At 41.9% G+C, this 23228-nt stretch carries 22 protein-coding genes; 8 read left to right on the top strand and 14 right to left on the bottom strand.

Translation table 11 applies throughout. The features are described 5' to 3' along the window. Positions 1-39 precede the first annotated feature (39 nt). The 5 genes from CDH51_RS17265 to CDH51_RS17285 all read right to left on the bottom strand — a co-directional run bounded on the left by CDH51_RS17265 (position 40) and on the right by CDH51_RS17285 (position 3876). Positions 40-729, bottom strand: a complete 690-nt coding sequence (locus tag CDH51_RS17265) for a hypothetical protein (RefSeq protein WP_100629787.1) — start codon at positions 727-729, stop codon at positions 40-42. Continuing rightward, positions 726-1349, bottom strand: a complete 624-nt coding sequence (locus CDH51_RS17270) for a hypothetical protein (RefSeq protein WP_100629788.1) — start codon at positions 1347-1349, stop codon at positions 726-728. The genes CDH51_RS17265 and CDH51_RS17270 overlap by 4 nt, the downstream gene beginning before the upstream one ends. Further along, positions 1346-2038, bottom strand: coding sequence for a hypothetical protein (locus CDH51_RS17275; RefSeq protein WP_100629789.1), 693 nt, complete (start codon positions 2036-2038; stop codon positions 1346-1348). Before CDH51_RS17275 ends, CDH51_RS17270 begins: the two co-directional genes overlap by 4 nt. Before the next feature lie 12 nt (positions 2039-2050). After that, the gene (locus CDH51_RS17280) at positions 2051-2398 is read right to left on the bottom strand and encodes a PadR family transcriptional regulator (RefSeq protein ID WP_100629790.1); all 348 of its coding nucleotides are present in this window, start codon (positions 2396-2398) and stop codon (positions 2051-2053) included. Between the two features lie 350 nt (positions 2399-2748). Continuing rightward, positions 2749-3876 (bottom strand): 6-bladed beta-propeller, encoded by a 1128-nt coding sequence (locus CDH51_RS17285; RefSeq protein ID WP_157807157.1) that lies wholly within the window; start codon positions 3874-3876, stop codon positions 2749-2751. A 511-nt stretch (positions 3877-4387) separates the two neighbouring features. On the opposite strand from CDH51_RS17285, the gene CDH51_RS17290 reads away from it, so the two are divergent. Beyond that, a complete protein-coding gene (locus CDH51_RS17290; RefSeq protein ID WP_100629792.1) occupies positions 4388-5302 on the top strand; it encodes a glutaminase in 915 nt (304 codons plus the stop codon). 17 nt (positions 5303-5319) lie between these two features. On the opposite strand, the gene CDH51_RS17295 is transcribed toward CDH51_RS17290, so the two are convergent. Together CDH51_RS17295 and CDH51_RS17300 are read right to left on the bottom strand one after the other, a co-directional pair. After that, entirely contained in the window at positions 5320-5775 is a 456-nt protein-coding gene (locus tag CDH51_RS17295; protein ID WP_100629793.1) for a YciI family protein, read from the bottom strand. A 12-nt stretch (positions 5776-5787) separates the two neighbouring features. Then, on the bottom strand, positions 5788-7164 hold the full coding sequence (locus tag CDH51_RS17300) for a TIGR00341 family protein (protein WP_100629794.1): 1377 nt from the start codon (positions 7162-7164) through the stop codon (positions 5788-5790). Positions 7165-7536: 372 nt separating this feature from the next. Between CDH51_RS17300 and CDH51_RS17305 the strand changes: the two genes are divergently transcribed. From CDH51_RS17305 to CDH51_RS17325, 4 genes are all read left to right on the top strand, one after another. Next, on the top strand, positions 7537-7899 hold the full coding sequence (locus CDH51_RS17305) for a response regulator (RefSeq protein WP_024282968.1): 363 nt from the start codon (positions 7537-7539) through the stop codon (positions 7897-7899). Positions 7900-8308: 409 nt separating this feature from the next. After that, entirely contained in the window at positions 8309-9106 is a 798-nt protein-coding gene (locus tag CDH51_RS17315; RefSeq protein ID WP_100629796.1) for an MlaE family ABC transporter permease, read from the top strand. Between the two features lie 2 nt (positions 9107-9108). After that, positions 9109-9861 carry an ABC transporter ATP-binding protein gene (locus CDH51_RS17320; RefSeq protein ID WP_100629797.1) on the top strand — a complete coding sequence of 251 codons (753 nt, stop codon included), beginning with the start codon at positions 9109-9111 and terminating at the stop codon, positions 9859-9861. Then, positions 9858-10841: an MlaD family protein gene (locus CDH51_RS17325; protein ID WP_100629798.1), complete on the top strand. Its 984-nt coding sequence runs from the start codon at positions 9858-9860 to the stop codon at positions 10839-10841. Before CDH51_RS17320 ends, CDH51_RS17325 begins: the two co-directional genes overlap by 4 nt. A 17-nt stretch (positions 10842-10858) precedes the next feature. Here CDH51_RS17325 and CDH51_RS17330 read toward each other — a convergent pair whose 3' ends face one another. Next, complete coding sequence (locus CDH51_RS17330; protein ID WP_232724848.1) at positions 10859-11878, bottom strand: endonuclease/exonuclease/phosphatase family protein; 1020 nt, start codon at positions 11876-11878, stop codon at positions 10859-10861. 149 nt (positions 11879-12027) lie between these two features. On the opposite strand from CDH51_RS17330, the gene pgi reads away from it, so the two are divergent. Continuing rightward, on the top strand, positions 12028-13674 hold the full coding sequence (pgi, locus tag CDH51_RS17335; protein WP_100629800.1) for a glucose-6-phosphate isomerase: 1647 nt from the start codon (positions 12028-12030) through the stop codon (positions 13672-13674). A 3-nt stretch (positions 13675-13677) separates the two neighbouring features. Here the strand turns inward: pgi and CDH51_RS17340 are convergent, their stop codons facing one another. The 4 genes from CDH51_RS17340 to recQ all read right to left on the bottom strand — a co-directional run bounded on the left by CDH51_RS17340 (position 13678) and on the right by recQ (position 19046). After that, positions 13678-14127, bottom strand: a complete 450-nt coding sequence (locus CDH51_RS17340; protein WP_232724849.1) for a gliding motility lipoprotein GldH — start codon at positions 14125-14127, stop codon at positions 13678-13680. Beyond that, positions 14120-15430: a PSP1 domain-containing protein gene (locus CDH51_RS17345; RefSeq protein WP_100629802.1), complete on the bottom strand. Its 1311-nt coding sequence runs from the start codon at positions 15428-15430 to the stop codon at positions 14120-14122. The genes CDH51_RS17340 and CDH51_RS17345 overlap by 8 nt, the downstream gene beginning before the upstream one ends. Positions 15431-15560: 130 nt before the next feature. Then, positions 15561-16850: a phosphoribosylamine--glycine ligase gene (gene purD, locus CDH51_RS17350; protein ID WP_100629803.1), complete on the bottom strand. Its 1290-nt coding sequence runs from the start codon at positions 16848-16850 to the stop codon at positions 15561-15563. Between the two features lie 15 nt (positions 16851-16865). Continuing rightward, on the bottom strand, positions 16866-19046 hold the full coding sequence (gene recQ, locus CDH51_RS17355; RefSeq protein WP_100629804.1) for a DNA helicase RecQ: 2181 nt from the start codon (positions 19044-19046) through the stop codon (positions 16866-16868). Positions 19047-19135: 89 nt separating this feature from the next. Here recQ and CDH51_RS17360 point away from each other — a divergent pair, with 89 nt between their 5' ends. Both CDH51_RS17360 and CDH51_RS17365 read left to right on the top strand, forming a co-directional pair. Further along, complete coding sequence (locus CDH51_RS17360; protein WP_100629805.1) at positions 19136-20104, top strand: KpsF/GutQ family sugar-phosphate isomerase; 969 nt, start codon at positions 19136-19138, stop codon at positions 20102-20104. Between the two features lie 8 nt (positions 20105-20112). After that, on the top strand, positions 20113-21186 hold the full coding sequence (locus CDH51_RS17365) for a mannose-1-phosphate guanylyltransferase (RefSeq protein ID WP_100629806.1): 1074 nt from the start codon (positions 20113-20115) through the stop codon (positions 21184-21186). Here the strand turns inward: CDH51_RS17365 and rlmB are convergent. Together rlmB and CDH51_RS17375 are read right to left on the bottom strand one after the other, a co-directional pair. Further along, positions 21183-21959, bottom strand: coding sequence for a 23S rRNA (guanosine(2251)-2'-O)-methyltransferase RlmB (gene rlmB, locus CDH51_RS17370; protein ID WP_024282956.1), 777 nt, complete (start codon positions 21957-21959; stop codon positions 21183-21185). The genes CDH51_RS17365 and rlmB overlap by 4 nt on opposite strands. After that, a complete protein-coding gene (locus CDH51_RS17375; protein WP_100629807.1) occupies positions 21932-23167 on the bottom strand; it encodes a GWxTD domain-containing protein in 1236 nt (411 codons plus the stop codon). The genes rlmB and CDH51_RS17375 overlap by 28 nt, the downstream gene beginning before the upstream one ends. Positions 23168-23228 lie beyond the last annotated feature (61 nt).

Below are 23228 nucleotides of genomic sequence, written 5' to 3' on the forward strand. Positions count from 1 at the left end.
GTGTCCTTACTCACATGAAATTCAATACTTTTTAACCAATCACTCTCCATAAACCCTTTTCAAAGCCTCGGTTTCTTCAATGCTTTGGTCCAGGACACGAGGTAAAACAAACATGCTGAGAGCAAAGCAGACCATTACTAGAATAATTCCTCCTTGGAAAATGTGAAAAAACAGGGAATCGGTGCCCTGTGGTACCTTGTAGACCCATTGATAGGAATATAAACAGCATATAATTCCAAAGTTTACCAGTTGGAAAAGGTTGCTGGAGGTAGAAAAGGAGGCAAAGTTTTTAAGCCTTTGATACTTGGGCCAATAAGAACCAATGAAAGCCAATGAGGTCAAGATTAGAAAGCCGGATAAAATAAGAACCCAAGCTTTGGGATCGTTCAAAATAACCGAAACTTGGTAAATCAAAAGTCCTAGTAGAATGGGGTATAGGATTCGATAGGAGCTAAGGAATGCGCTCATCTCTTGCAAAAAATATTTTTTGACCCGGGCCTGAATGCTCTTCGTGTAAGATTCCTCTAGGGTACTGAATCCAAAAATCCCAAAACTGCTGTGAACCTTTCTGAAGGCATCTTCAAGACTTAAGGTTGGGCGTTTTTCCAAGAGCTCCTCTATTTTACAGGCCACATGATCCAAGATCTCGTACTGCACATCGATATGCACATAGCCCTTTTTGGAGATCATCTTCTTAAGCAGATCGATTTGTTCTTTGGTCAACTTCATCTCCACTGTACTTTTTTTATTTTTTGAAAAAGTAAGGTATAGCCTCTGACAAGAAAAATACTGATACAAGCCAATAAGCAATAGAGAAAACTGGCTTCATCAATTCCTAGACCCTCAAACCAGCTTTTTTGCAGCCCGAGTACCAACATGGAGGAAAGGAAAAAGATGGTATTCACCGTAGCTAAAATATGAGCATTCCTGCGTGTTTTATTCTTCCAGAATCCAATCAAAATGGTTCCGTACATCAGGATCAGGAAGGTGGTTTTGAGGATTTTCTCTAGGCTTTTTATCTCCAAGTTTCCATAAACTGAAAAACCTGCAAACAGTCCAAAACCTAGGAATATAGCCGGAAGAAAGCTTTTCCAATGTAAGATTCCAGCAAAAAACTCCTTCACTACTCCCCAATGTATGTTTATAAGTACGGACTGCTGAAATTTTCGTGGAGGAAGGGCTCTCACTTTTTCCTTCAATACAGTCTCAAACTCCGCAGGGGAATCCAGTTCGGCCTCGATCTCAGAAGCGATATGATCTACCCATTCAGCCTGAATGTCCCGGTAGTAGATATCCTTTTGATTCGAAATCTGCACTATCTCCGATATTTGACTGCGGTTCAATTTCATACAAAAGCAGTTTTGGATTTGAGTTTCCATGCTTCATAGCTGGATAGTGAATGAATGACAAGCATAAAGCAAAAAGCGATGGATAGATAATTGACTAAGTAATCCGGTACATATTTATCCCAACCTAAAACCCGGGGAAGATTCAGAAATAGGTTGTAAAAATGAAGGGGTAATGCGACATAGTTCAGAAACTGATTGCTAAATACCGACCTCACCAAAATGCCTGACTTGCTGAACCCGAATAGTGCACGAATTCCTTTTGTTTTTTTTCGAGTTCTGACCATTAAAATGATAGAAAAAGCCACAATGTAGACCAAGGGGAGGATAAAGAGGATTAGGACCTGTAAATGCCAAGTGAGCGTATTGACGATCAAAGCCAAAATTGCCACCAAGAGCAGTGTAAAAGCCATCTTGGGCCAAGAAAAATAGCTTTTGATCAATGACCATTGGGTTTTTCTTATGGTCTTATTGATATTCTTGTTGAGTTCATGCTGGATTTTATGGCAATAAGCATAGGACCATTTTTGGTCCAAGTTTTCCAGTTCAGATTCAAACTCTTTCTTGCTGTAATTTTCTAAATGACTAATGTAATGGTCATAAATCTCTGCAAGAAGTTCGGCGGCATGGATTTCCTTCTTCCGAATGGAATCTTGTATAGCTTGAAGTTCTTTATCAGTGAGTTTTCTCATTTTGTCAAAAAATTAAAATTTTAATTCGGGATTTAGGCCAGGGTTAATGATCCGCTGCAAATTCTCCACAAAGCTTTGGAGCTCGGACATTTTCGAATGCACTTCTTTCTGTCCGTCCTTGGTCAGGCTGTAGTATTTTCTCACCCGATTATCTACTTGCTGGATTTCGGTGCTGAGTAGGCCCTCGGCTTCCAGTTTGTGCAGGGCTGGGTAAAGTGCACCCTCTGTGATTTTGATTTCGCCGGCGGTGAGTTCTTTTACCTTTTGTGTGATTTCGTAGCCATACATCTTTTCATTTTCCTCCAAAAGCTTGAGGATAATGGTCTGAAGACTTCCTTTTATCAGGTTATTGTTTGACATGGATTTTTTGATTTGTTCAAATATATAAAAAGACTATATACATAAGAAACTGATGTATGAAAAAATTTGGTGTTTGGGAATTTTTTTTAAGCCCAAGTGGGTATTTCTTACATGTTTATTTCGCCATAAGACATGCTGTGAGTGGGGACACTCACAGCGGCGACGTGTTTGGGATTTTTGGTTCGATGCCAAAACCGCCCACGTGAGTGTCCTCACTCACGTTAATTTTTCATCCTATTATCTGCTGTTAGTGGAACCTTGTCTACCGAAGGCAGGCACTCACAGCGGCGGAGAAAAAAGGTTGGGAGCAGGGAAAACCCTTTTTCGAAAAAATCAAATTTATTCTAACCTCATCTATTCAAAAAAACTAGTACATGTCGATCTGAATTGAGTTCATCACTATGAGTCTTAACAAATGAGACTAAGTTCGATTTAATTTCCTCAACTGGGCTACGATTCGATATATAGGCGGCAATTCTTCGACTAGGTAATTTGAGGATTAGCCCTTCCTTATGATAGCTCCAAGGCACTAAAATCAATGGAACCCCATCCAAATCATTTGTCGGGTTTTTTCCGATTTTGGATAATGAATAATCAGAATCTAAAAGGCCTAAATATGAATTTTGAAGATTTGAGGTATAGTTAAAAAAGAAATTTTCCCCGACTGGATAAAAGGAGCGAATCATCAATGAGAATTCTCTTTGAGAAGGTTCCTGCCTTTGATTTTCGAATAATAATCTTTCTTCCTCAGAAAGCCCTAGACTATTCAAATTGAATCGTATTCTCTTTTTTAATTCTCCTTCATAACCAAAATTAAAAACATCGTAAGAAAAGGGTAAACTCAGAAAATTCTCACTGCTTTTCCTATTTAGGGTAAAGCCACTTTGGTGAACAAAAACTATACCCTCGAATCCCTTTTTGATAGGGATCGAGTAGCTACTATCCGAACCGTTGATCGTTAGAAAATTGTAAGGTTCATTCGGAATGACATTGTTGAAAAAATGAATCTCATGACTGTTGCCCTTTGCAAAATTCATTGACAATAATTGATGCTTAGACTCTTGGACAAAATTTCCTGAAAAGTCAAATTCAATAAATTTCATTAGGATATTGTCCTTGATGATAATGGAGTTTTCAGATACCTGATAATCTTCAATTTGATTAAACTCCTTGGGCCCACTACCAGAACTTTTCAGTGCAAAAAGAAAGTCGCCGAAACGGTTGTATATCAGTAAGTTGTCAAGCTCTTGATCTTCCACAAAGATAAGACTGTCATAGGAAACAATCTTATAAGGTTGGACTAGGGGATTAGTATCCGAGTCTTCTAGCATCACATATTCGATGGAGCTAAAGAAATCCGATAAATTATTTACCGATTCTTTTGCTGAAGATAAGTCAATTTGAATGAGATTTTCTTCAATACCCTCATCGGGCTGGCAAGAGAAAAGAATCAAAATAAAAAACAGAAGCTTACGCATAATCTTATGGATGCTAGATTTCAAAACCAAAATTTCAAACCATTCCCTCAATAAAGGTAAACTCAAGTAAGAATCGGACTTTCGCAGGAGGTTTGGTCGGATACATTGCAATTGTCGTCCGCAGGTCTGCATCTTATCTGAAAGGAAAATTCTGAACACCACTCTTTTTTCTCCATGTAGCCACTTGAAACTACTTGAGCTTGAGAATCAAAACCTGAAAGACTGACAAATAAAGGGATGATAAAAGCAAGATGTTTTTTCCTAATGATATTTTTTGATTACGTAAATCTATACACTTACAACGAAAAAAAAGTTTACCGCTAAAATTCTAGGAGTACTTTTCTAAGCCCACGTGAGTGTTTCTAACTTTCGCCCACGTAAGTGTCTTCACTCACGTGGATTTAATTTAAAGGTGGAGACCTGTCTAACGTAGACAAACGCTAAAAGTGCCTAGGATAAAATATAGTGACTAATACTTCCATTTCCTTAGGATATCCCCAATTTTGCTTTTATGGATTATCAAGAAATCATCGAAGAGGTATATCATCAAGTTCAAAATCTTAATCTTAAGGGGAATGTCGCCACCTATATCCCTGAACTTGCCGAGGTAGATCCTAAGCAGTTTGGGATTGCTTTGGTAGATCTGAAGGGAAACGTGTATGGGGTAGGGGACTATCAGGTGCCATTTTCCATCCAAAGTATCAGTAAAGTTCATACGCTGACCATGGTCTTTCATAAGTTTGACACCCAGCTTTGGTACCGAGTCAATGTGGAGCCTAGCGGTAATCCATTCAATTCCATCGCACAGTTGGAGTATGAAAAGGGTATTCCAAGAAACCCCTTTATCAATTCGGGTGCGCTGGTCATAACGGACGCGCTTTGCAGCAAATTTGAAAGGCCCACAGAGCAGATTTCTGATTTCATCAATGAGATATCGGGTAAAAACTGCGTAAGCATCAATCAGCAAGTGAAAAACTCCGAAAAAAGCCATGGGGAGCGAAATACTGCCTTGGCCTATTTTCTCAAATCATACAAAAACTTCGATAATCCCGTCGAGGAGGTGTTGGACGTTTATTTTTCGCATTGTGCGATTGAGATGAACTGCGTCGATCTCGCCAAATCCTTCTCTTTTCTGGCAAATGATGGCTTTTCGATTTTTGCGAATAGACAAATTCTCTCCGAAAGTCATGCCCGACGGGTCAATGCTATTATGCTTACCTGCGGATTTTATGACGAGGCGGGGGAATTTGCCTACCGGGTAGGAATGCCCGGTAAGAGTGGTGTGGGAGGCGGTGTAGCGGCTGTCATGCCCCATAAGTTTAGCATAGCCGTGTGGAGTCCGGAGTTAAATGAAAAAGGCAATTCCGTCAAGGCTATCAAGGCATTGGAGCTTTTGACTGATAAGTTGTCTTTCTCCTTGTTTTAGGCAGTTTTCGCCTATTTTTAAATGTCCTGCTTAGCTATCTTGGCATGCATTTCCAAAAGCATGGGAAGAGCGGCCGAACCGTACCATTCTTTCAGTTCCATTTTTAAAACACCAGCCTGAACAGCCGGGTCGCTTTCGGAAAGCTTCTGCGCTTCTTCCAGACTATCCACATTGAAGAAAAATAAGGCTCTTAGGTCTTCATTTCCAAAGAAAGGGCCTGCCAGAACCATTTTTCCTTCTTCCGCCAACTTGGTGATATTGTCTAAATGTCCTCGCTGAAGTTCTGCCCGTTTCTCAGGGCTGTATTCCTGAACTCGCTCTCCCCGATACAAGAAAGCAATGACATATTTTTTCATGCCATAGTCATCTGCTCCGAGCTCTTGGGCAAGTTTCTCATCATATTGGCTGTTTTGAGCGAAAGCTCCAAAAGCAGTAGCCAGAATTAAGGCAAAGGCGAATAAAAGCATTTTCATGGGAGAGTTGGGTTATTGGAGTATAAGTGCTACGGTATCTGATTTTGTACGGACTTTCAGCCAGGCTAGAAGTTTGTCGGTTTCTGCCTTAGTTGGCTTCCTTCCAAATTCCGCAAAAGCCATCAACAGGGTATCAGTTTTAGCAGAATCCAAATCACTCAATACGGTTCGGTTTAAGGTGAATTTACGCAAATTGGGATGATTAACTTTAGCCTCTTGAGCTATTTCTGGGCCCAAAGCTCGAATCTGACCATAGTTCGCGACCTCCTTTTCCAAAAGCGCGATCCGTTCATCCTTGTTTTTGATGATTTCCTCATTTCGCTCATATAGATCTTTGAGGATATCAGAGCGAAGCAAATTCATATCGGTAGGGGAGTTGCCGCTCTGTTTGATGATTACCTCAGTGTTGTCAAGATTGTATTCACTCGCCTTCGCAGTGGTGATATCTAAGATTTCTTGATTGAGCTCTTCCCCGATTAGCATTACTTCGATGGTTCGAGTCTTTGTAGAAAAATCATATTCGGCATTGAGTACCTGAGTTCTTGGGAATTTCATCTCAACTTCCACAAAACGTCTAGCCTGCTCTTGCCAGATGGTGCGGACGACGATACCATAGGCCAAGAAGACACTGGGAATCATGGTAAGCAAAGTGAAAACTGTGATGTAGGTCTGAACCCGCTTTTCTTTTTTCTCGTCAAGAAACTCCTTTTTCGGATATCGCATAAAGCGAACAATCAGATAGGTGGAAAGACTGATGAATACCGAGTTGATAAAAAAGAGGTAAAAGGCTCCGAAGAAGTAGTAAAAATTCATGGTGGCCAACCCGTAGCCTGCGGTACAGAGTGGGGGCATGAGAGCGGTGGCAATGGCAACTCCGGGAATGGCATTGCTCTTCTCTTTTCGGGAGCCTGCGATGATTCCGGCGAGCCCGCCAAAGAGTGCAATCAGCACATCCCAAATGGTGGGTTCTGTACGTGCCAAAAGTTCGGATTGGGCAGTATCTAGCGGAGTGAAAAGAAAGTAAATGGTAGAGGTCAAAATGGAGATAAAAACAGCTACCCCTAAGTTGCGGAGAGAGCGCTTCAATAGCTCGAAATCATTGATGCCTGCAGCCATCCCGATACCCATGATTGGACCCATCAAAGGGGAGATTAGCATGGCGCCAATAACCACCGCAGTGGAGTTGACATTGAGACCTACGGAAGCCACAAAAATAGCGAAGATCAGGATCCATAAATTAGCTCCTTTAAACTCTACGTTTTTACGGATATACTCGATTGTTTCCAGCTCGTCTTCCTTACCTTCCTGCAGGTCAAATCGATTTCTGAGATAGATCAAAAAGCGGATGAGTTGGTTTCTTCTTTTAGGCTTCGGCGCTACTTGCTCCATGTAGTTCAATTTAAATTCGAGCACAAAATACGGTTTATAGGAGAAATCTATCAGGATATTTTTTATTCGAATTTTGGCCTGATCCTTGACATGGATGTAATTAGTTTCATCCAGTTCGGATAAGTTTTTTGAGAATTACTTCATTTTTTCACTTCAATTATCACTTTTGTTTAGAAATCTTAAATAATTGAATTTAAATATTTTAAAATACTTTTAGGCTATTCAAAATTAAATGAGGCTAAAAAATTTAGATAAATCTAAAAATGAAAAATTATGTTGATTTCTCTTTTTCCTTAAAAAATTCAGAATAATTTTGTCCCTACTCAGTTCGGATCTGCGGATCTTCTCTTTTTTAATAAAATATCACAAAGAATGCCCAAGCTTATTTTGATAGATGATGATCGAATTCAGCATTTACTTTTTAAAAAACAGCTAATGATGTACGCTCCTTCTTGGGAGTTTAACGCTTTCCTCGCCCCTACTGAAGCAATGACCTGGCTGCAAAATAATGAAGTAGATTTGATCATTTCAGATCTCAATTTGGAGGAGGAAACAGGCTGGGAAATCTTATCTAAAATCGCAAAACTTTCTCAGGCACCAATTGTGTTTTTGACTGGACATGCCACCTCTGAAGATCGATTAAAAACAGCAGATTTTCCTCAGGTAAAAGGCCTTTTCGAAAAGCCACTTTCGGAGGAAAAATGGCAGGAAATTTTGTCTATGATTGGAGGTTGATTTAAAAAAGGATTTTATCCTTTTCACCCTATTTTTTTCATCCAAAACTCACCTTTAATTCTTGTCCAATATCCATCCTTTTTGAGTAGTGTTTTGCTTTCCTTCCTATCCCAAAAACCATCCTCGAATTAGTGATTTTATTGGCCGATAGAAAGACCATCAAAGCCCTCTTTAATCTTTGAAATTTGAAATCAGTTTGGGCTTTACTGATAATGGTTCTAGAAACTTTCACCTCAGCAATCAATTTCTGAATTCATTGACAATGGATTTTTCTTCGATGTTAATTATTGTCAAGTCTATTCGCCCTTCATAAAAAACCAAACATTCTTACGCCCCTTGGTTAGATTTTTGTTTTCTTTGCACTACTCCTAGCGGGTATTTTTGTAAAAACTTATAGATTAAGCTTCCTATGGCTGGAGAAGCAAGCGACCGAAAACCATTTATTTCAAAAAAGATTGACAAGTTTTTCAAGGGTCTAGCAGATGCCTGGAACTTTGTCAAGCGTTTTTGGCAAGAGGTTTTCCTTCCTCCGTACGAATTCAAAGAGGTTATTCATCAGTGTTATCGCATTGGAGTGGAGTCTCTTCCATTGATTTCCCTGACAGGTTTCATTGTGGGGATTGTATTTACCAATCAGTCTCGACCCTCTCTTTCAGAGTTTGGGGCGACTTCTTGGTTACCATCTTTGATTTCTATTGCAGTGGTGCGTGCCATGGGTCCATTGGTAACCGCTTTGATTGCTGCGGGTAAGGTGGGATCCAGCATCGGAGCGGAAATCGGCTCTATGAAAGTGACGGAGCAGATTGATGCGATGGAAGTTTCGGCGACCAATCCATTCAAGTTTCTGGTAGTTACCAGAGTTATAGCAACTACCTTCATGATCCCGATTTTGGTGATGTATACTGATTTTGTGGCCTTGATTGGTTCCTTTCTCAATGTAAACGCCAATGAACTGGTGAGTTTATCCACCTTTTTCGTGCAGGTCTTCGAATCTGTTTCCTTTCTTGATATCTGGTCTTCTGTACTGAAATCACTCCTTTTCGGCTTCACAATTGGTATTGTCGGCTGCTACAAGGGGTATAATTCATCCAAAGGTACCGAAGGAGTAGGGCGTGCAGCCAACTCAGCGGTGGTAATTTCCATGTTCTTGATCTTTATTGAAGAGTTGCTTGCTCTTCAGATTGTAAACGCAATAAGGGGAATGTAGGCATGTCAGAAAGAGTAGTACATATCCGCAATTTGCATAAAAGCTTTGGTGACCTGGATGTCCTCAAAGGCGTTGACCTGGATCTTTTCCGGGAGGAAAATGTGGTTGTATTAGGTAGATCTGGTACGGGTAAATCCGTTTTGATCAAAATCATGGTCGGTTTGCTGCGGCAAGACGAAGGGATCATGGAAGTGCTAGGCAGGGAAGTCTCTACCTTGAGCACCAAAGATCTGAATTCATTAAGGCTAAAAATTGGATTCTCTTTCCAAAACTCAGCCTTGTATGATTCCATGACTGTGCGAGAGAATATGGAGTTTCCATTGGTCAGAAATATCAAGAATCTCACGAAGAAGGAAATTACCTACCGTATCGAGGAACTCCTGGATGCTGTAGGACTTCCGCAGACTATCAATCAGATGCCATCTGAGCTCTCTGGAGGACAGAAGAAGCGAATCGGTGTTGCCCGTACGCTTATTCTTAATCCTGAAATCATGCTTTATGATGAGCCGACAGCTGGTTTGGATCCGATCACCTGTGTGGAAATCAACAACCTTATCAATGAGGTAAGAGAGAGATACAAAACCACATCCATTGTGATCACGCATGATTTGACCTGTGCAAAAATGACTGGGGATCGAATGGCGGTATTGCTTGACGGACAGTTTAAGGCGATGGGAACTTTTGATGAAGTATTCCCACGTGCGACTGACCAGCGTATTAAATCATTTTACGATTATAATTTTACAGAAACATGAGAGGCGAAAATAAACGCTCCGTAATCGTCGGAATCTTTGTTTTTCTGGGTATCGCCATTTTGGTAACTGGCGTATTGACCTTAGGAGGTCAGCAGAAAAAGTTTGTCAAATCGATCGGCCTCAAGGCTGTATTTGACGATATCGGAGGACTTCAGACAGGAAATAACATCTGGTTTTCAGGGGTGAAAATCGGAACCGTTCGCAAAATCAATTTCTACGGGGACTCCCAAGTGGAAATCGAGATGAATGTGGAAGAGGCCGTAGCGGAGTTCATTCGCAAAGACTCCAAAGCCACGATCAGTTCGGATGGATTGATTGGTAATAAGATTATTGTCATCTATGGAGGTACGACCCTTGCTCCACCCGTCGAGGATGGAGACAGACTGGAGGCAGTTATGCCGCTAGATACCGATAAGATGATGGAGACCCTGCAGGAAAACAATCAAAACTTGGTAGAGATCACAAATGACCTTAAACTCTTAACTGGGAAATTGGCCCAAGGAGAGGGGATTGTAGGCGCTGTGATGACTGATAGTACTTTAGCTGAGAATTTCCGTTCTATTCTGACCAATCTGGATCGGGCTAGCCGAACCAGCAATCAGATGCTCGCAGGATTAAACGATTTTACTTCTAAGATCAACCAAGAGGGAAATCTTTTCAACGATCTAGCCACAGATCAGCAGATAGCCAAAGATCTTCGTGCTACGCTTGAAAGCTTCAAGACATCAGCGGAAAATACGGAGGTTTTGACGCAGAAATTGACTGAAATCTCTGAGAAGCTAAATGATAAGGATAATACATTAGGACTATTGCTTAATGATCCTGAGTTTGCTCAGACCTTAAAAAATACGCTGGAAAACACAGATTCCGCTACTTACAACCTAAATAGAGGAATGGAGGCATTGGAATATACCTGGCCTTTCAGAAAGGGATTCAAGCGAAAAGCCAAAGCAGAAGCTAAGGAAGCAGAAGGCAATTGATAAGCTAAAAAGGTATTTTAAGAGTTTCGCCCGTTGGATATTTTCTGACGGGCTTCTTTTTTTTCATCCCCATTTGCCGAAAGGACCTCAGTTGTATTTTCGCTGGTAAGTACGGCTTTTAGCTTAATGGGAAAATGATCAGACCCTATCCCTGGAAGTACTTCCAATGCAGCTAAGCCAAAGTGCTTACTCAGGAATACATGATCTAGAGGCCAGCGTAAAAACGGGATTTTCGCGTGGAAAGTATTGAAGGTTCCTCTTCCTCGTCTAGGGTCGGCCATTTCGGAGATTTTGAGAAATAATTCAGTCGTATAGCTCCATGCCACATCATTCAAATCCCCAATCACAAAGGATGGCTTTGGATTATTTTTGGATTTTTTGCCTACAATCAGAATTTCAGCGTCCCGCTCAGTGCTTTCGTCATTTTCACCCGGGACAGGAGGTGTAGGGTGAATGGCATACAGGGTAATTAGTTTCCCATTTTTGAGCTCCAAATCCAGTTCTAAGGATGGAATATCAGGATCTACCAGATAGTGAATTTCTTTTCTTGCAATGGCTAGCTTACTGTAGAAAAGTAAGCCATAGGTGTTTTCCTTCGGGATTTTGATTGAATAATCGTAAATCTGATCTAGCTTTTCTAGAGAATCGGCCCAGTTTTGATTTGTCTCCACCAAAAAAACAATATCAGGATCTTGTTTTTGAACAAGGTTCAAAACTTTATGGTATTGATTATTGTCTTGATACACATTGGCAACTAGGACGTGTAAACCGCTATTTTCATCAAATTCTACAGATTCTATCATCTTTTTGCCAAAAAGTGTAAATGGCCATACTTGATAGGTCAGGTAGGCTGCAGAGATTATCAGAGCCCCTATCCAAAGCCATATTTCAGAAGACAGCTCTTTGCTCAAGGCAATCCATAGGGTGATGAGGAGTAGATGTAAAACCAACTTTTGAAGCCTTGGGTAATCAAAGACACGTATCCACCATTTTACAGACTTGAGTAGCGGCAAAAAAGTAAGGAAGATGATAAGCAAACTAAAAATTTTAAGGAGAAGGCTCATTATAGATTATCGAATCATTCTGGTGAAATAGTGTTTTTTAAATTAGAATTTAAGTCTATTCCTATTTTTACTTCATTCCAAAAGGATATCTCTTATTTTTGTCACTCGCTATCAAACCTATCATGAGACAGATTAACCCAACTCAAACCGACGCTTGGAAAAGACTTAAAGACTTATCCGAAAAATATAAAAATCTTTCCATTTCAGAGCTTTTTCAGGAACCTGAAAGGTTTGAACGATTTAGTATTTCTCTAGAAGACACCCTTGTTGATTACTCTAAAAATCGACTGAATAAGGAGATTTTTGATACGCTTTTAGACTTGGCTCGGGAGTGTGAATTACACAAGGCGATTGAGTCCATGTTTACCGGTGAGGCCATCAATGGTACCGAAGGCCGGGCTGTACTCCACACAGCCCTTAGAAATCAAAAAGGTAATCCAGTCTATGTTGACGGAGAAGATGTGATGCCGGAAATCAACCGTGTCTTGGAAAAGATGAAAGTCTTTTCCACTAAAATCCAAAAAGGAGAGTGGTTGGGCTATACCGGAAAAACTATCAAAAGTTTGGTAAATATCGGAATCGGTGGCTCAGACCTTGGTCCTGTCATGGTGACGGAGGCTTTGAAGCCCTACCAATCCGAAAACATCGAAATCTTTTTCGTTTCCAATGTTGATGGTACTCATATCGCAGAGACGCTTCGAAAAGTAGATCCTGAGACTACCCTCTTTTTCATCGCTTCAAAGACCTTTACCACACAGGAGACCATGACCAATGCTCATACTGCAAGGAATTGGTTTCTGGATCATGCTAAAGATGAGAAAGCCGTAGCAAAGCATTTTGTGGCTCTTTCTACCAATCAAAAAGGCGTTGAGGCCTTTGGAATTGATCCTGAAAACATGTTTGAGTTTTGGGATTGGGTAGGAGGTAGGTACTCACTTTGGTCCGCCATTGGTTTGCCGATTGCCTGTGCGATAGGCTTTGACAACTTTGAAAAGCTTCTAGCCGGGGCCCATAGCATGGATGAGCATTTCCGTCACTCCATGTTTGATCGAAATATTCCGGTGATTTTGGCGATGATTGGGATTTGGAATACAAATTTCCTTGGGGCCACTTCGGAAGCGATTTTGCCTTATGATCAGTATTTACATCGTTTTGCCGCCTATTTCCAGCAAGGAAACATGGAGAGCAATGGCAAATATGTCTCAAGAGATGGAGAGCGCGTATCCTATTCCACAGGGCCTATCATTTGGGGAGAGCCTGGGACCAATGGTCAGCATGCTTTCTATCAGCTCATTCATCAGGGTACGCACCTGATTCCTTGTGATTTTATTGCCCCTGCGATTTCACACAATCCGATCGGTGATCATCATGTGAAGCTCCTTTCCAACTTTTTTGCACAAACTGAGGCATTGATGAATGGAAAGTCATTGGAGCAAGTCCGGTCAGAAATGAATAAAGCTGGCAAATCAGTGGAGGAAATTGACAGGGTGGCAACACATCGGGTTTTCGAAGGAAATAGACCTACCAATTCGATCTTGGTCAAGAAAATCACGCCCTATAATCTAGGAATGCTCATTGCCATCTATGAGCATAAGATTTTCGTTCAGGGTGTCATTTGGAATATCTTCAGTTTTGATCAGTGGGGGGTAGAGCTAGGAAAAGTTTTGGCCAGTAGCATTTTGCCGGAATTACAATCTGATGCAGAAGTCAGCTCACATGACGGTTCGACAAATGGACTAATCAATGCCTACAAAAAAATGAGATCTTAAATTTTACTTTAAGATCTTCAGTCCAATAGCCTCTATTCCTTTGAGTTCTGCTTCACGCATGTATTGAAGCAGAATGACTTGATTTGTCCCTGACTGGATTTTGAAAGGAAGGGTGTCATAAAGGGTATAAGTACTGCCAAAGCCTTCACCCATTGGTTCTCCATCTATGTCAAATAGCGTTAGATTGATCAATTGATTCTCCAAAGTCTGTAAGGAAGAGTCTTGAGTGATCAATCTAACGTAAATATTGGCGTAGGGATAATCCTCCTTAAACCTGATTCCGATCAGATTTGGCCCAAAGCTCTCAGGCAACTCACCAATTTCAAAAATCAAACTGTCCTGTGCAGACCATCCTTGGCTGGGTAGCTTTTGAAAATCCTCATAGACCCTCTCATCCACGCAAGATGTAAAAGCCAAAAGAAGAATCAGCCCAGCAATGATGCGTTTACTCATTGTTGTTCCCTTTATCATTTGGCTTTTGATTTCTCCTAGGCGGGAACTTTCGTTTAGAATTCCCGCTATTTCCTCCATTCTCAGATGATTTTTGCTGAGCTTTTGGAGCAGTATTGGCTTGATTGCTATTATCCGGTCTCGGTTTTGGCTTTCTCCTAGGATTTTTTCTTCGACCTTGTCCAGCTTGTCCAGCAGATTGATTTCCTTTATTTTGAGGAGTATTCTGTGGTTTGGAAGCTTCCTTTTGAGGATTCGGATTGGCGCCTGATTGATTTTGGTTTCTTGGGCGATTACGGCTTTTCTTCTTCTTTTTCTTTTTGGCAAACTTCTTATCCAAAAGCTCAAGCTCTAGGGTGCTTTTAGCAGCCATATCCTCGAGTTCTGTAGATTCATTTACTTGAAGATTGAAGACCTTTTTACCTTGCTCATTTAATTCCAAAATCTCATTTACCCGATCACAGGTGATACTGTGCCAATCATTATCATTGTTGTAGCTAAACCACATCATTCTCCTGAAAATATCCGTCTTCTGCAACTTGGCAGGACCTTGTTCAGTCTGTAGCGGACGTTCTACATTTGGGATGTGTTTGATAGCCTCAATATAGGTGTCGAGCTCATAGTTGAGGCAGCATTTCAAGCGGCCACATTGTCCGCTTAATTTGGCTGGGTTCAAACTTAATCGCTGATATCTGGCTGCTGAGGTACTTACGTTTTTGAAATCAACCAACCAAGTCGAGCAACAAAGCTCCCGACCACAAACCCCGATGCCACCTAGTCTTCCAGCTTCTTGTCGAAGGCTGATTTGGCGCATTTCTACCCGGATTTTGAATTCTCCAGCCAGCAATTTGATCAACTCTCTAAAATCAACCCGCTCGTCTGCGGAATAATAGAAAGTAGCCTTGCTGTTGTCTGCCTGAAACTCAACATCGGAGAGTTTCATTTTCAAGCCTAGTTCTTGGATGATTTGTCGGCATCGATAGAGAGAGGGAACCTCCCTATTTTTGGCTTCTTCCCATTTCTCGATGTCTTTTTCATTGGCAACTCGATAGATTCGGGTGATGTTGTCATCATCACGAATCTTCCTTTTTTGCATTTGAAGCCGTACCAGTTCACCTTGTAGGGACACATAGCCAATGTGGTGTCCACTCGGGACATCCACGACTACCGGGTCACCGGTGTGAAGATCGAGGTAATCCACGTTTCGAAAGTATTCCTTTCTGCCACCTTTGAACTTTACCTCAACTATATCAAAATTATCGACTGTCGGGATGCCCATGTGGGCAAGCCAGTCGAAAGAATTCATCTTATTACAATCGCTCGTGCCGCAGCTGCCGTTATTTTGACAGCCGCCGGTACCTCCTGAGGAGGTGGAGCAGCTACTACATCCTGACATATATGTATACAGAGTCTTTAAACTCCGATTAGTTTTGGGTTTACTTGATCAATTTTAAGATATCCTTCCCGATATCTTTTCTGAAGTAATGATCCTTCCATGAGATCTTATTGACCGTTTGGAAGGTGTTTTGAAGGGATTCTTCTAAATCTTTTCCTCTTCCCGTGACAGCAATGACTCTTCCACCTTGATTGGTCAGTTCACCAGTTTCTTTCCTGCCTGTACCGGCATGGAAAATAATTGCATTCTGAGCATCATCGGGAAGGCTGATTGGGTGCCCTTTTTGATAGCTTCCCGGATACCCACCGCTTACCATCACTACCGTGGTAGCATAGTCAGGGGAAATCTCTAAGCTATAGTCTTTCAAGTTTTCAGTGCCTATAGCCCAAAGTAAATCCAGAAAGTCACTTTCGATACGTGGCAGGACAGCTTCCGTTTCGGGATCGCCCATCCGTACATTGTATTCGATTACATAAGGTTTGCCTGCCTTATTCATCAATCCGATGAAAAGGAAGCCTTTGTAAGGAATATCTTCGATTGCCAATCCTGCAATCGTGGGTTTGACGATTTGATCTTCTACCAGTGACATAAACTCCTGATCTGCAAAGATCACGGGACTTACAGCGCCCATGCCTCCTGTATTCAGTCCTGTGTCACCTTCTCCTATTCTTTTGTAGTCTTTGGCCTCCGGCAAAATTCGATAGCTTTTACCATCTGTTGCCACAAATACAGAGAGTTCGATTCCTGTCAAAAACTCTTCCACGACAACTTTTGCAGAAGCTTCGCCAAATTTTTGGTCAAGCAGCATCTCCTTTAAGGAGTCCTTAGCCTCTTCCAGCGTTTGGCAAATTAATACCCCTTTTCCGGCAGCTAATCCATCGGCCTTTAATACGATGGGAAGGTTTTGTTTTTCCAGATATGCCAGTCCTTCTTCAATTTGGTTGGCGTCAAAGGTTTCGTAGGCAGCGGTAGGAATTCGGTGCCTTTGCATAAATCGCTTTGAAAAGTCCTTGCTTCCTTCGAGTGTGGCTCCCAGTTTGGAGGGGCCTACGACCGGTAGATTTCTGGTTTTATCATCTTGAGCTAAGAAGTCTACCAGACCTTTGACCAAGGGCTCCTCGGGTCCTACCACCAAAAGGTTAATTTTATGATGAAGGACGGCCTCTTTGATTTTTTCAAAATCAGCAACTCCAATGGAAAGATTGGTAGCGATTTGGGCAGTCCCTGCATTTCCGGGTGCTACGAAAAGTTGATCACATTTTGGGCTTTGTGCAATTTTCCATGCGAAGGCGTGTTCCCGGCCTCCGCTTCCTAGCAAGAGTATATTCATTGAGTAATGTCTAATTTAATTGGCGTGCTCTGAAATAAATTTGATTCGATAGACCCGCAGTTCGTCCTCTGCAAAGTCCTCATCCTCAAGTTCTTCAAGGGCAGGTTTTATATGATCGCTTTCTGCGGTCATAAAATAATCATGGAGAATCTCCTCGCGCTCCTCGTCCATGATATGCTCGATGTAATAATCGATGTTCAACTTGGTACCTGAGTAGATGATCTGTTCAATCTCTTGAAGCAGTTCATTCATACTGAGGTTGAGGTTTTCAGCAATCTCATCCAAGTCGATTTTACGGTCGATTTGTTGGATGATGGAGATTTTCACTTTGGACCGGGAACCGGCAGTCTTCACTACCACTTCCGAAGCTGTCTCAATCTCATTCTCTTCTACATAGTTGGCGATGAGTTTGAGAAAGGGCCCACCAAATTTAGCTACTTTTCCCATACCAACCCCGTTAATCTGCGCGAGTTCATCGCGGGTGGTAGGGTAGATGGTGGCCATTTCTTCCAAGGAAGGATCTTGGAAAATGACGTAAGGAGGTAGTCCTTTGGCTCGGGCTACTTTTTTTCTTTCTGCTTTGAGCAGTTCAAATAGCTTTTCATCATAGGCTACTCCTCCCGAACTCACCTCGACTTCCGGCTGCTCGTTTTCCATTTCTCGCTCGAAATCATGATCTTTGAAGAAATCTACCGAGTAAGGAGCCTCTAGGAATGCCTTTCCTTTCTTAGAAACTTTCAGCGTTCCGTAGTTTTCGATGTCTTTTTCTAGAAAATTAAAAACCAATGCCTGTCGTAAAATGGAGGTCCAGGTCTTTGCGGTTTCTTCAGAGCCTTTTCCGTAAACGGCCAGCTTATCATGCTTGTAGCTTTGGATGTAGTCATTCATTTGACCGGTAATCACATCCACGAGGTGTTCTAAACCAAATCGCTCTTTAGTCTGAATGGCAGCTTCCAAAGCAATTTGAAGGAAATCCATTCCCTCGAAAGTTTCGCGGTCTCGCTTACAATTGTCACAATATCCGCAGTCTTCATTTAAGGTCTCCCCGAAGTAGTTTAGGATGAATTTCCTTCTACAAACGCCCGTCTCTGCGTATGCCGCCATTTCTTGAAGAAGAATTCGGGCATTTTCACGCTCCGTGACGGCTTTATCCTTGTTGAATTTATCAAGCTTGACGATATCCTCATATCGGTAAAACATCAAGCAGTGACCTTCCAGACCATCTCTTCCTGCTCTACCTGTTTCCTGATAATAGCCCTCTAGTGATTTGGGTACATCATAATGGATGACATAGCGTACATCGGGCTTGTCAATCCCCATTCCAAAAGCAATGGTCGCTACGATTACATCGACCTCCTCATTTAGAAAATCATCTTGATTTTTGATCCGTACAGCTCCATCCAATCCAGCATGATATGGGGCTGCATTGATTTGATTCACACGAAGGAGATCTGCAATTTCCTCTACTTTCTTTCTACTTAGACAGTAGATAATGCCTGATTTCCCTTTATGCGACTTGATGAATTTGATCAGCTGCTTTTTAGTCTCATTCTTTGATTTTGGACGTACTTCGTAAAAAAGATTTGTCCGATTAAATGAGGACTTAAATATATCAGCACTTTCCATCTGCAGATTTCGCTGAATATCCTGCTGTACTTTTGGAGTAGCAGTCGCGGTCAGAGCAATGATGGGAAGATTGGGGGCGATTTGATAGACAATGGATTTGATTCTTCGATACTCAGGTCGGAAATCATGTCCCCACTCCGAGATACAGTGTGCCTCATCAATAGCCACGAAACTGATCTTCGCTGATTTTAGGAATTCTACATTTTCCTCCTTCGTAAGGGATTCAGGTGCGACATAGAGTAACTTGGTCTTTTCAGCCAAAACCTCCGATTTGACTCGATTGGACTCTGACTTACTGAGGGTCGAGTTCAGAAAGTGGGCATTGATACCAATGGCATTTAACTGATCCACCTGGTTTTTCATCAAGGCTATCAGTGGAGAAATCACGATGGCAGTACCATCACGGACCACGGCAGGCAGCTGATAGCAGAGTGACTTACCAGCTCCGGTAGGCATGATGACGAAGGTATTACGATCCTTCAGGAGGTTATCTACAATTGGTTCTTGATTGCCTCTGAATTGGCTAAAACCAAATATTTCTTTTAAATCCGATTTGACTTTTTCTTCCACAGGAACGGGTGCTTTACAGTAATCTGAAAACGGGATTGATCGATTAGTTTTATACCTTTGTTCAAAATTAGTGATTAACGCAGGTAAAATTGAATTTAGCGAAAAATATTAGAAATACTGCCACGAGAGTTTTGCAAAATGAGGCAGATTCGATCAAAAACTTGATTTCATTGCTTGATGAGGACTTCGAGGCCTGTGTTTCCACTATTTTAGAATCCAAAGGGCGTGTAGTCGTTACAGGAGTAGGAAAGAGCGCCATCATTGCTAATAAAATTGTAGCTACGCTGAATTCTACCGGCACCCCAGCACTTTTTATGCATGCTGCTGATGCTATTCATGGCGACTTGGGAATGGTGCAGCGAGAAGATGTGGTAATCTGCATTTCCAAAAGCGGCAATACGCCTGAGATCAAAGTCCTCGTTCCCTTACTGAAGAAAAGAGGTTCCATTCTAGTCGCCTTGGTGAGCAACACTCAAAGCTATCTCGCTGAGCAGGCCACATTTGTCTTGAATGCAACCATCAAGGAGGAAGCCTGTCCGCTTAATTTAGCACCGACCAGTAGTACCACCGCCCATTTGGCTTTAGGTGATGCTTTGGCGGTTTGCTTGCTTGAAGCAAAAGGCTTTACCTCGGACGATTTTGCTGAATATCATCCGGGTGGAGCATTAGGAAAGCAGCTTTACCTGAAAGTAGAAGATGTAATTCGTCAGGACGAAATTCCGGTTGTGCAAGAAGATGCCGGCATTCCGGAAGTGATCGTAGAAATATCTGGGAAAAGACTAGGTGCTACTGCAGTAGAGGATTCTCAAGGAAAACTGGTAGGTATAATTACCGATGGAGATCTTCGAAGAATGCTTCAGAAGACCTTGAATATTCAGTCTCTCAAAGCTTCTGACATCATGACTCAAAGTCCCAAGACTATTGCAAAAGAAGAGTATGCTATTCGGGCCTTGAATGTCATGAAAGCACACAATATTACACAGCTGGTAGCTTTAGATGGGGAAAAAATCGCAGGATTTGTTCATATTCACGAACTAATGAAAGAAGGAATCGTCTAAAATGATTCATGCACAATAAACCCTACATAGTCATCATGGCCGGGGGAATAGGTTCCCGTTTTTGGCCTTATAGCCGCAGAAAGCGGCCAAAGCAATTTTTGGATATTTTGGGTACTGGAAGGACACTCCTTCAGATGACCTACGATCGATTTAGACAGTTGGCAAGTCCCGAGCAGTTTTTTGTGATTACCTATCGGAAATACGTGGACTTGGTTAAGGAACAATTACCTGAACTTCAAGATTATCAGATTCTTAGCGAACCGAACCGGAAAAATACCGCGCCTTGTATCGCCTATGCAGGCTATAAAATCCATTCCATTGATCCCAATGCCACGATGATTATCACTCCTTCGGATCACTTGATTCAGCAGGAGAATAAGTTTTTTAAATCTATCAAAAAAGCGCTCGCGGCAGCCAATGAACCGGGTCGCTTAGTGACACTTGGTATCAAGCCCAATCGTCCCGAGACAGGATACGGTTATATCCAATATGTAGAAGGTAGTGGAAAGGATGCGCTTAAAGTCAAGACTTTTACCGAAAAACCCAATATCAAATTAGCAAAAGCTTTTATTGATAGCGGTGATTTTGTCTGGAATTCAGGGATATTTATCTGGAAGTGTGCGAGCCTTATTCAGGCCATGGAAAAACACATGCCGGATCTCGCTGAGGTTTTCCAGGAAGGGGAGGAGCACTTTGGTTCGGAACGTGAAGCAGACTTTATCACCAAGGCCTACTTGCAGTTTAAAAATATCTCGGTAGACTATGGTTTGATGGAAAAATCGTCAGATGTCTACGTGATTCTCGGCGATTTTTTGTGGTCAGATTTGGGTTCCTGGCAAAGCCTGCACGAGGTTAGAGAGCAGGATGAGGACGAAAATGTCATCGAAGGCAACGTCATGCTTTACGGTACTAAAAAGAGCTACATCAAGTCTGACTCCGGAAAACTAATTGTAGTCGAAGGTCTTGAAAATTACCTAGTTAGCGATACAGATAATGTGCTATTGATTTGTCCGCTAGATGGGGAAAAGCGCTTCCGTCAGTTTGTAAGTAATGCCCGGAAAAAAGGCGAAGATTACGTTTAGCCTTTGCGCTGACGGATGACCTCGTAGATCGCTACTCCCGCAGATACGGACACGTTCAAGCTGTCAATATTCCCACTCATCGGTATTTTGACTCGCTCATCTACGATATTCAGAATCTCTTCTGAAATTCCGTTTTCTTCAGAGCCAAGAATCATTGCAACCGGTCCTGAAAAATCCGCTTCATACATTTCCTTTTCAGACTTTTCTGTGACGGCCACCAGCGAAAGTCCCATTTTTTGAAGGTCACGGCAAGCAAAGAAAAGGTTTTTAACTCGTGCCACCGGAAGGAAATTTAAAGCTCCTGCAGAAGTTTTGACCGCCTCAGCATTGATTTGGGCGCTACCTTTCTCAGGAATAACCAAAGCATCGACTCCAGCACATTCGGCTGTCCGGGCTATAGCTCCAAAGTTTCGAACATCGGTAATTTGATCCAATACCAATAGCAGGGGAGACTTTCCTACTGCATAGCAATTGTCAATGACATGATCCAGGGAGGCGTAGGTGATCGAAGAGAGATGAGCAATTACTCCCTGATGGTTTTTTCGGGTGATGCGGTTTAGCTTACCCTCAGGTACTCGGACGATCGGGATTCCTGCTTGCTTACTTTCTTTCAAAAGCTCTTTGATCAGGTCATTATTGGACTCTTTCTGAACGAGTATCTTGTCGATTTCCCGCCCTGCATGGATTGCCTCCATCACAGCTCGAGTTCCAAAAATAAAATCTTTATCGTGTTCGCCTTTTTCGATCAAAAAGCCATCTTTCCGCTTCTCCATTGGGATATATTTTTGAACCAAACTGGCTGGTAGGCACGGGATCGGTTCAGCGTGTAATAGTGTGGGGTGAGTATATTTTTTACCCGGGCAAAGGTAAAGCGAATTTTCGAACTTTCACCGATTCCCTGATAGCTCCAGATTTCTCGATCCAAAGAAAAAGTAACTTCCTGTGGAGGCCCCATGATGATATAGACCATTCCTTTGTCAGTTTTCCACCCTTCCTTGAAATCGGTGAAGAGAATATTTGCAAATTCCACCTGACGAAAATACTCCCGAATCAATTCTTTGGCCGTTTCTGGGTTTCTAGTAAGCTTAAGCCAATATTCGTCAAGAGCTTTCTTTTTGTCGGAAGCTGCCAGTAAATCTTCGTGTTCCTTTCTTGTCGAAATGTAAGTGACCATCTCTACCATTTCATCCCAATCCTTCACTTTCGGAAAGGCTTCATGCGTAGTTTTAAGCAAAAGGCCTGAAGCCTCAGCTGTGTCCTGCTGAAAGAAATAATAACCCAATTGGTCGAGTTGCTTGGGGATATTTTCCAGAAAATCTCCCTGATCCACTACTTCCAATTCCTTTGGCACAGGTGCTGGTTTGGTTTCCATAGGAGGGTAGGGTACATCGAAATTCATGGGATAATAAAAGGAATGAAGAGTAGGTCCTTGGGTGGTTTTGAAAAGTAGGGCCTCTCCGGCATTCAGGTAATTTTGGTCAAAAGGGACTTCATTTGCATAGTAGGCCCCGAAGGTTGGATGGGATTCAACAAAAGCACTTTTCAGATCAATATGATAATGATATTCATCACCTTGCCGCGTGTCTAAGGCCGTAAAAAGCACCATGAGTTGCTCTTTTCCCTCCTCGATTGTAATGGTTTTCTCAAAAACCCAATGCCGGTCTGTGTCATAGACCAAATCAGCCGGACCGAAAAGCTGCGTATCCTCTGGCTCAATGGGGATGTCATAGCTATCCAAAAGCGCATAGGAAAAGCTGTAGGCATTGTATTCGGGATTTTCTTCAATTTTCTCAGCGATAAACTGCACTTTGAATTGCGTCTCACTCATCTGTACAGGAATGATTTTCAAGCCCAAACGGGAATAGCGGGAATATCGAAGAGCTTGGTTGATATTGCTGAGGGACTTTTGCGCTAGCGATTGAAATGGGAGAGAGATAATCAGTAGAAAAAATATCCGAACAAGGAGGTTTTTCTGCATCATGGGTTCAAATTCTAGGGTTTTAAAAATTAAACTTACTTTTGCCAAAATAGTAAAATTTTAC

This window comes from Algoriphagus formosus (assembly GCF_002807035.1).
Taxonomy (GTDB): domain Bacteria; phylum Bacteroidota; class Bacteroidia; order Cytophagales; family Cyclobacteriaceae; genus Algoriphagus; species Algoriphagus formosus.

What these genes read in the sequence shown, in the direction of transcription:
- CDH51_RS17275 (WP_100629789.1), bottom strand. Translation starts at nt 2,038, where the DNA reads ATGAGAAAACTCACTGATAAAGAACTTCAAGCTATACAAGATTCCATT.
- purD (WP_100629803.1), bottom strand. Translation starts at nt 16,850, where the DNA reads ATGAATATACTCTTGCTAGGAAGCGGAGGCCGGGAACACGCCTTCGCA.
- pgi (WP_100629800.1), top strand. Translation starts at nt 12,028, where the DNA reads ATGAGACAGATTAACCCAACTCAAACCGACGCTTGGAAAAGACTTAAA.
- CDH51_RS17375 (WP_100629807.1), bottom strand. Translation starts at nt 23,167, where the DNA reads ATGATGCAGAAAAACCTCCTTGTTCGGATATTTTTTCTACTGATTATC.
- CDH51_RS17270 (WP_100629788.1), bottom strand. Translation starts at nt 1,349, where the DNA reads ATGAAATTGAACCGCAGTCAAATATCGGAGATAGTGCAGATTTCGAAT.
- CDH51_RS17325 (WP_100629798.1), top strand. Translation starts at nt 9,858, where the DNA reads ATGAGAGGCGAAAATAAACGCTCCGTAATCGTCGGAATCTTTGTTTTT.
- CDH51_RS17285 (WP_157807157.1), bottom strand. Translation starts at nt 3,876, where the DNA reads ATGCGTAAGCTTCTGTTTTTTATTTTGATTCTTTTCTCTTGCCAGCCC.
- CDH51_RS17305 (WP_024282968.1), top strand. Translation starts at nt 7,537, where the DNA reads ATGCCCAAGCTTATTTTGATAGATGATGATCGAATTCAGCATTTACTT.
- CDH51_RS17315 (WP_100629796.1), top strand. Translation starts at nt 8,309, where the DNA reads ATGGCTGGAGAAGCAAGCGACCGAAAACCATTTATTTCAAAAAAGATT.
- CDH51_RS17280 (WP_100629790.1), bottom strand. Translation starts at nt 2,398, where the DNA reads ATGTCAAACAATAACCTGATAAAAGGAAGTCTTCAGACCATTATCCTC.
- CDH51_RS17340 (WP_232724849.1), bottom strand. Translation starts at nt 14,127, where the DNA reads ATGAGTAAACGCATCATTGCTGGGCTGATTCTTCTTTTGGCTTTTACA.
- CDH51_RS17290 (WP_100629792.1), top strand. Translation starts at nt 4,388, where the DNA reads ATGGATTATCAAGAAATCATCGAAGAGGTATATCATCAAGTTCAAAAT.
- CDH51_RS17345 (WP_100629802.1), bottom strand. Translation starts at nt 15,430, where the DNA reads ATGAATTCTTTCGACTGGCTTGCCCACATGGGCATCCCGACAGTCGAT.
- CDH51_RS17300 (WP_100629794.1), bottom strand. Translation starts at nt 7,164, where the DNA reads ATGGAGCAAGTAGCGCCGAAGCCTAAAAGAAGAAACCAACTCATCCGC.
- CDH51_RS17265 (WP_100629787.1), bottom strand. Translation starts at nt 729, where the DNA reads ATGAAGTTGACCAAAGAACAAATCGATCTGCTTAAGAAGATGATCTCC.
- CDH51_RS17320 (WP_100629797.1), top strand. Translation starts at nt 9,109, where the DNA reads ATGTCAGAAAGAGTAGTACATATCCGCAATTTGCATAAAAGCTTTGGT.
- rlmB (WP_024282956.1), bottom strand. Translation starts at nt 21,959, where the DNA reads ATGGAGAAGCGGAAAGATGGCTTTTTGATCGAAAAAGGCGAACACGAT.
- CDH51_RS17295 (WP_100629793.1), bottom strand. Translation starts at nt 5,775, where the DNA reads ATGAAAATGCTTTTATTCGCCTTTGCCTTAATTCTGGCTACTGCTTTT.
- CDH51_RS17365 (WP_100629806.1), top strand. Translation starts at nt 20,113, where the DNA reads ATGCACAATAAACCCTACATAGTCATCATGGCCGGGGGAATAGGTTCC.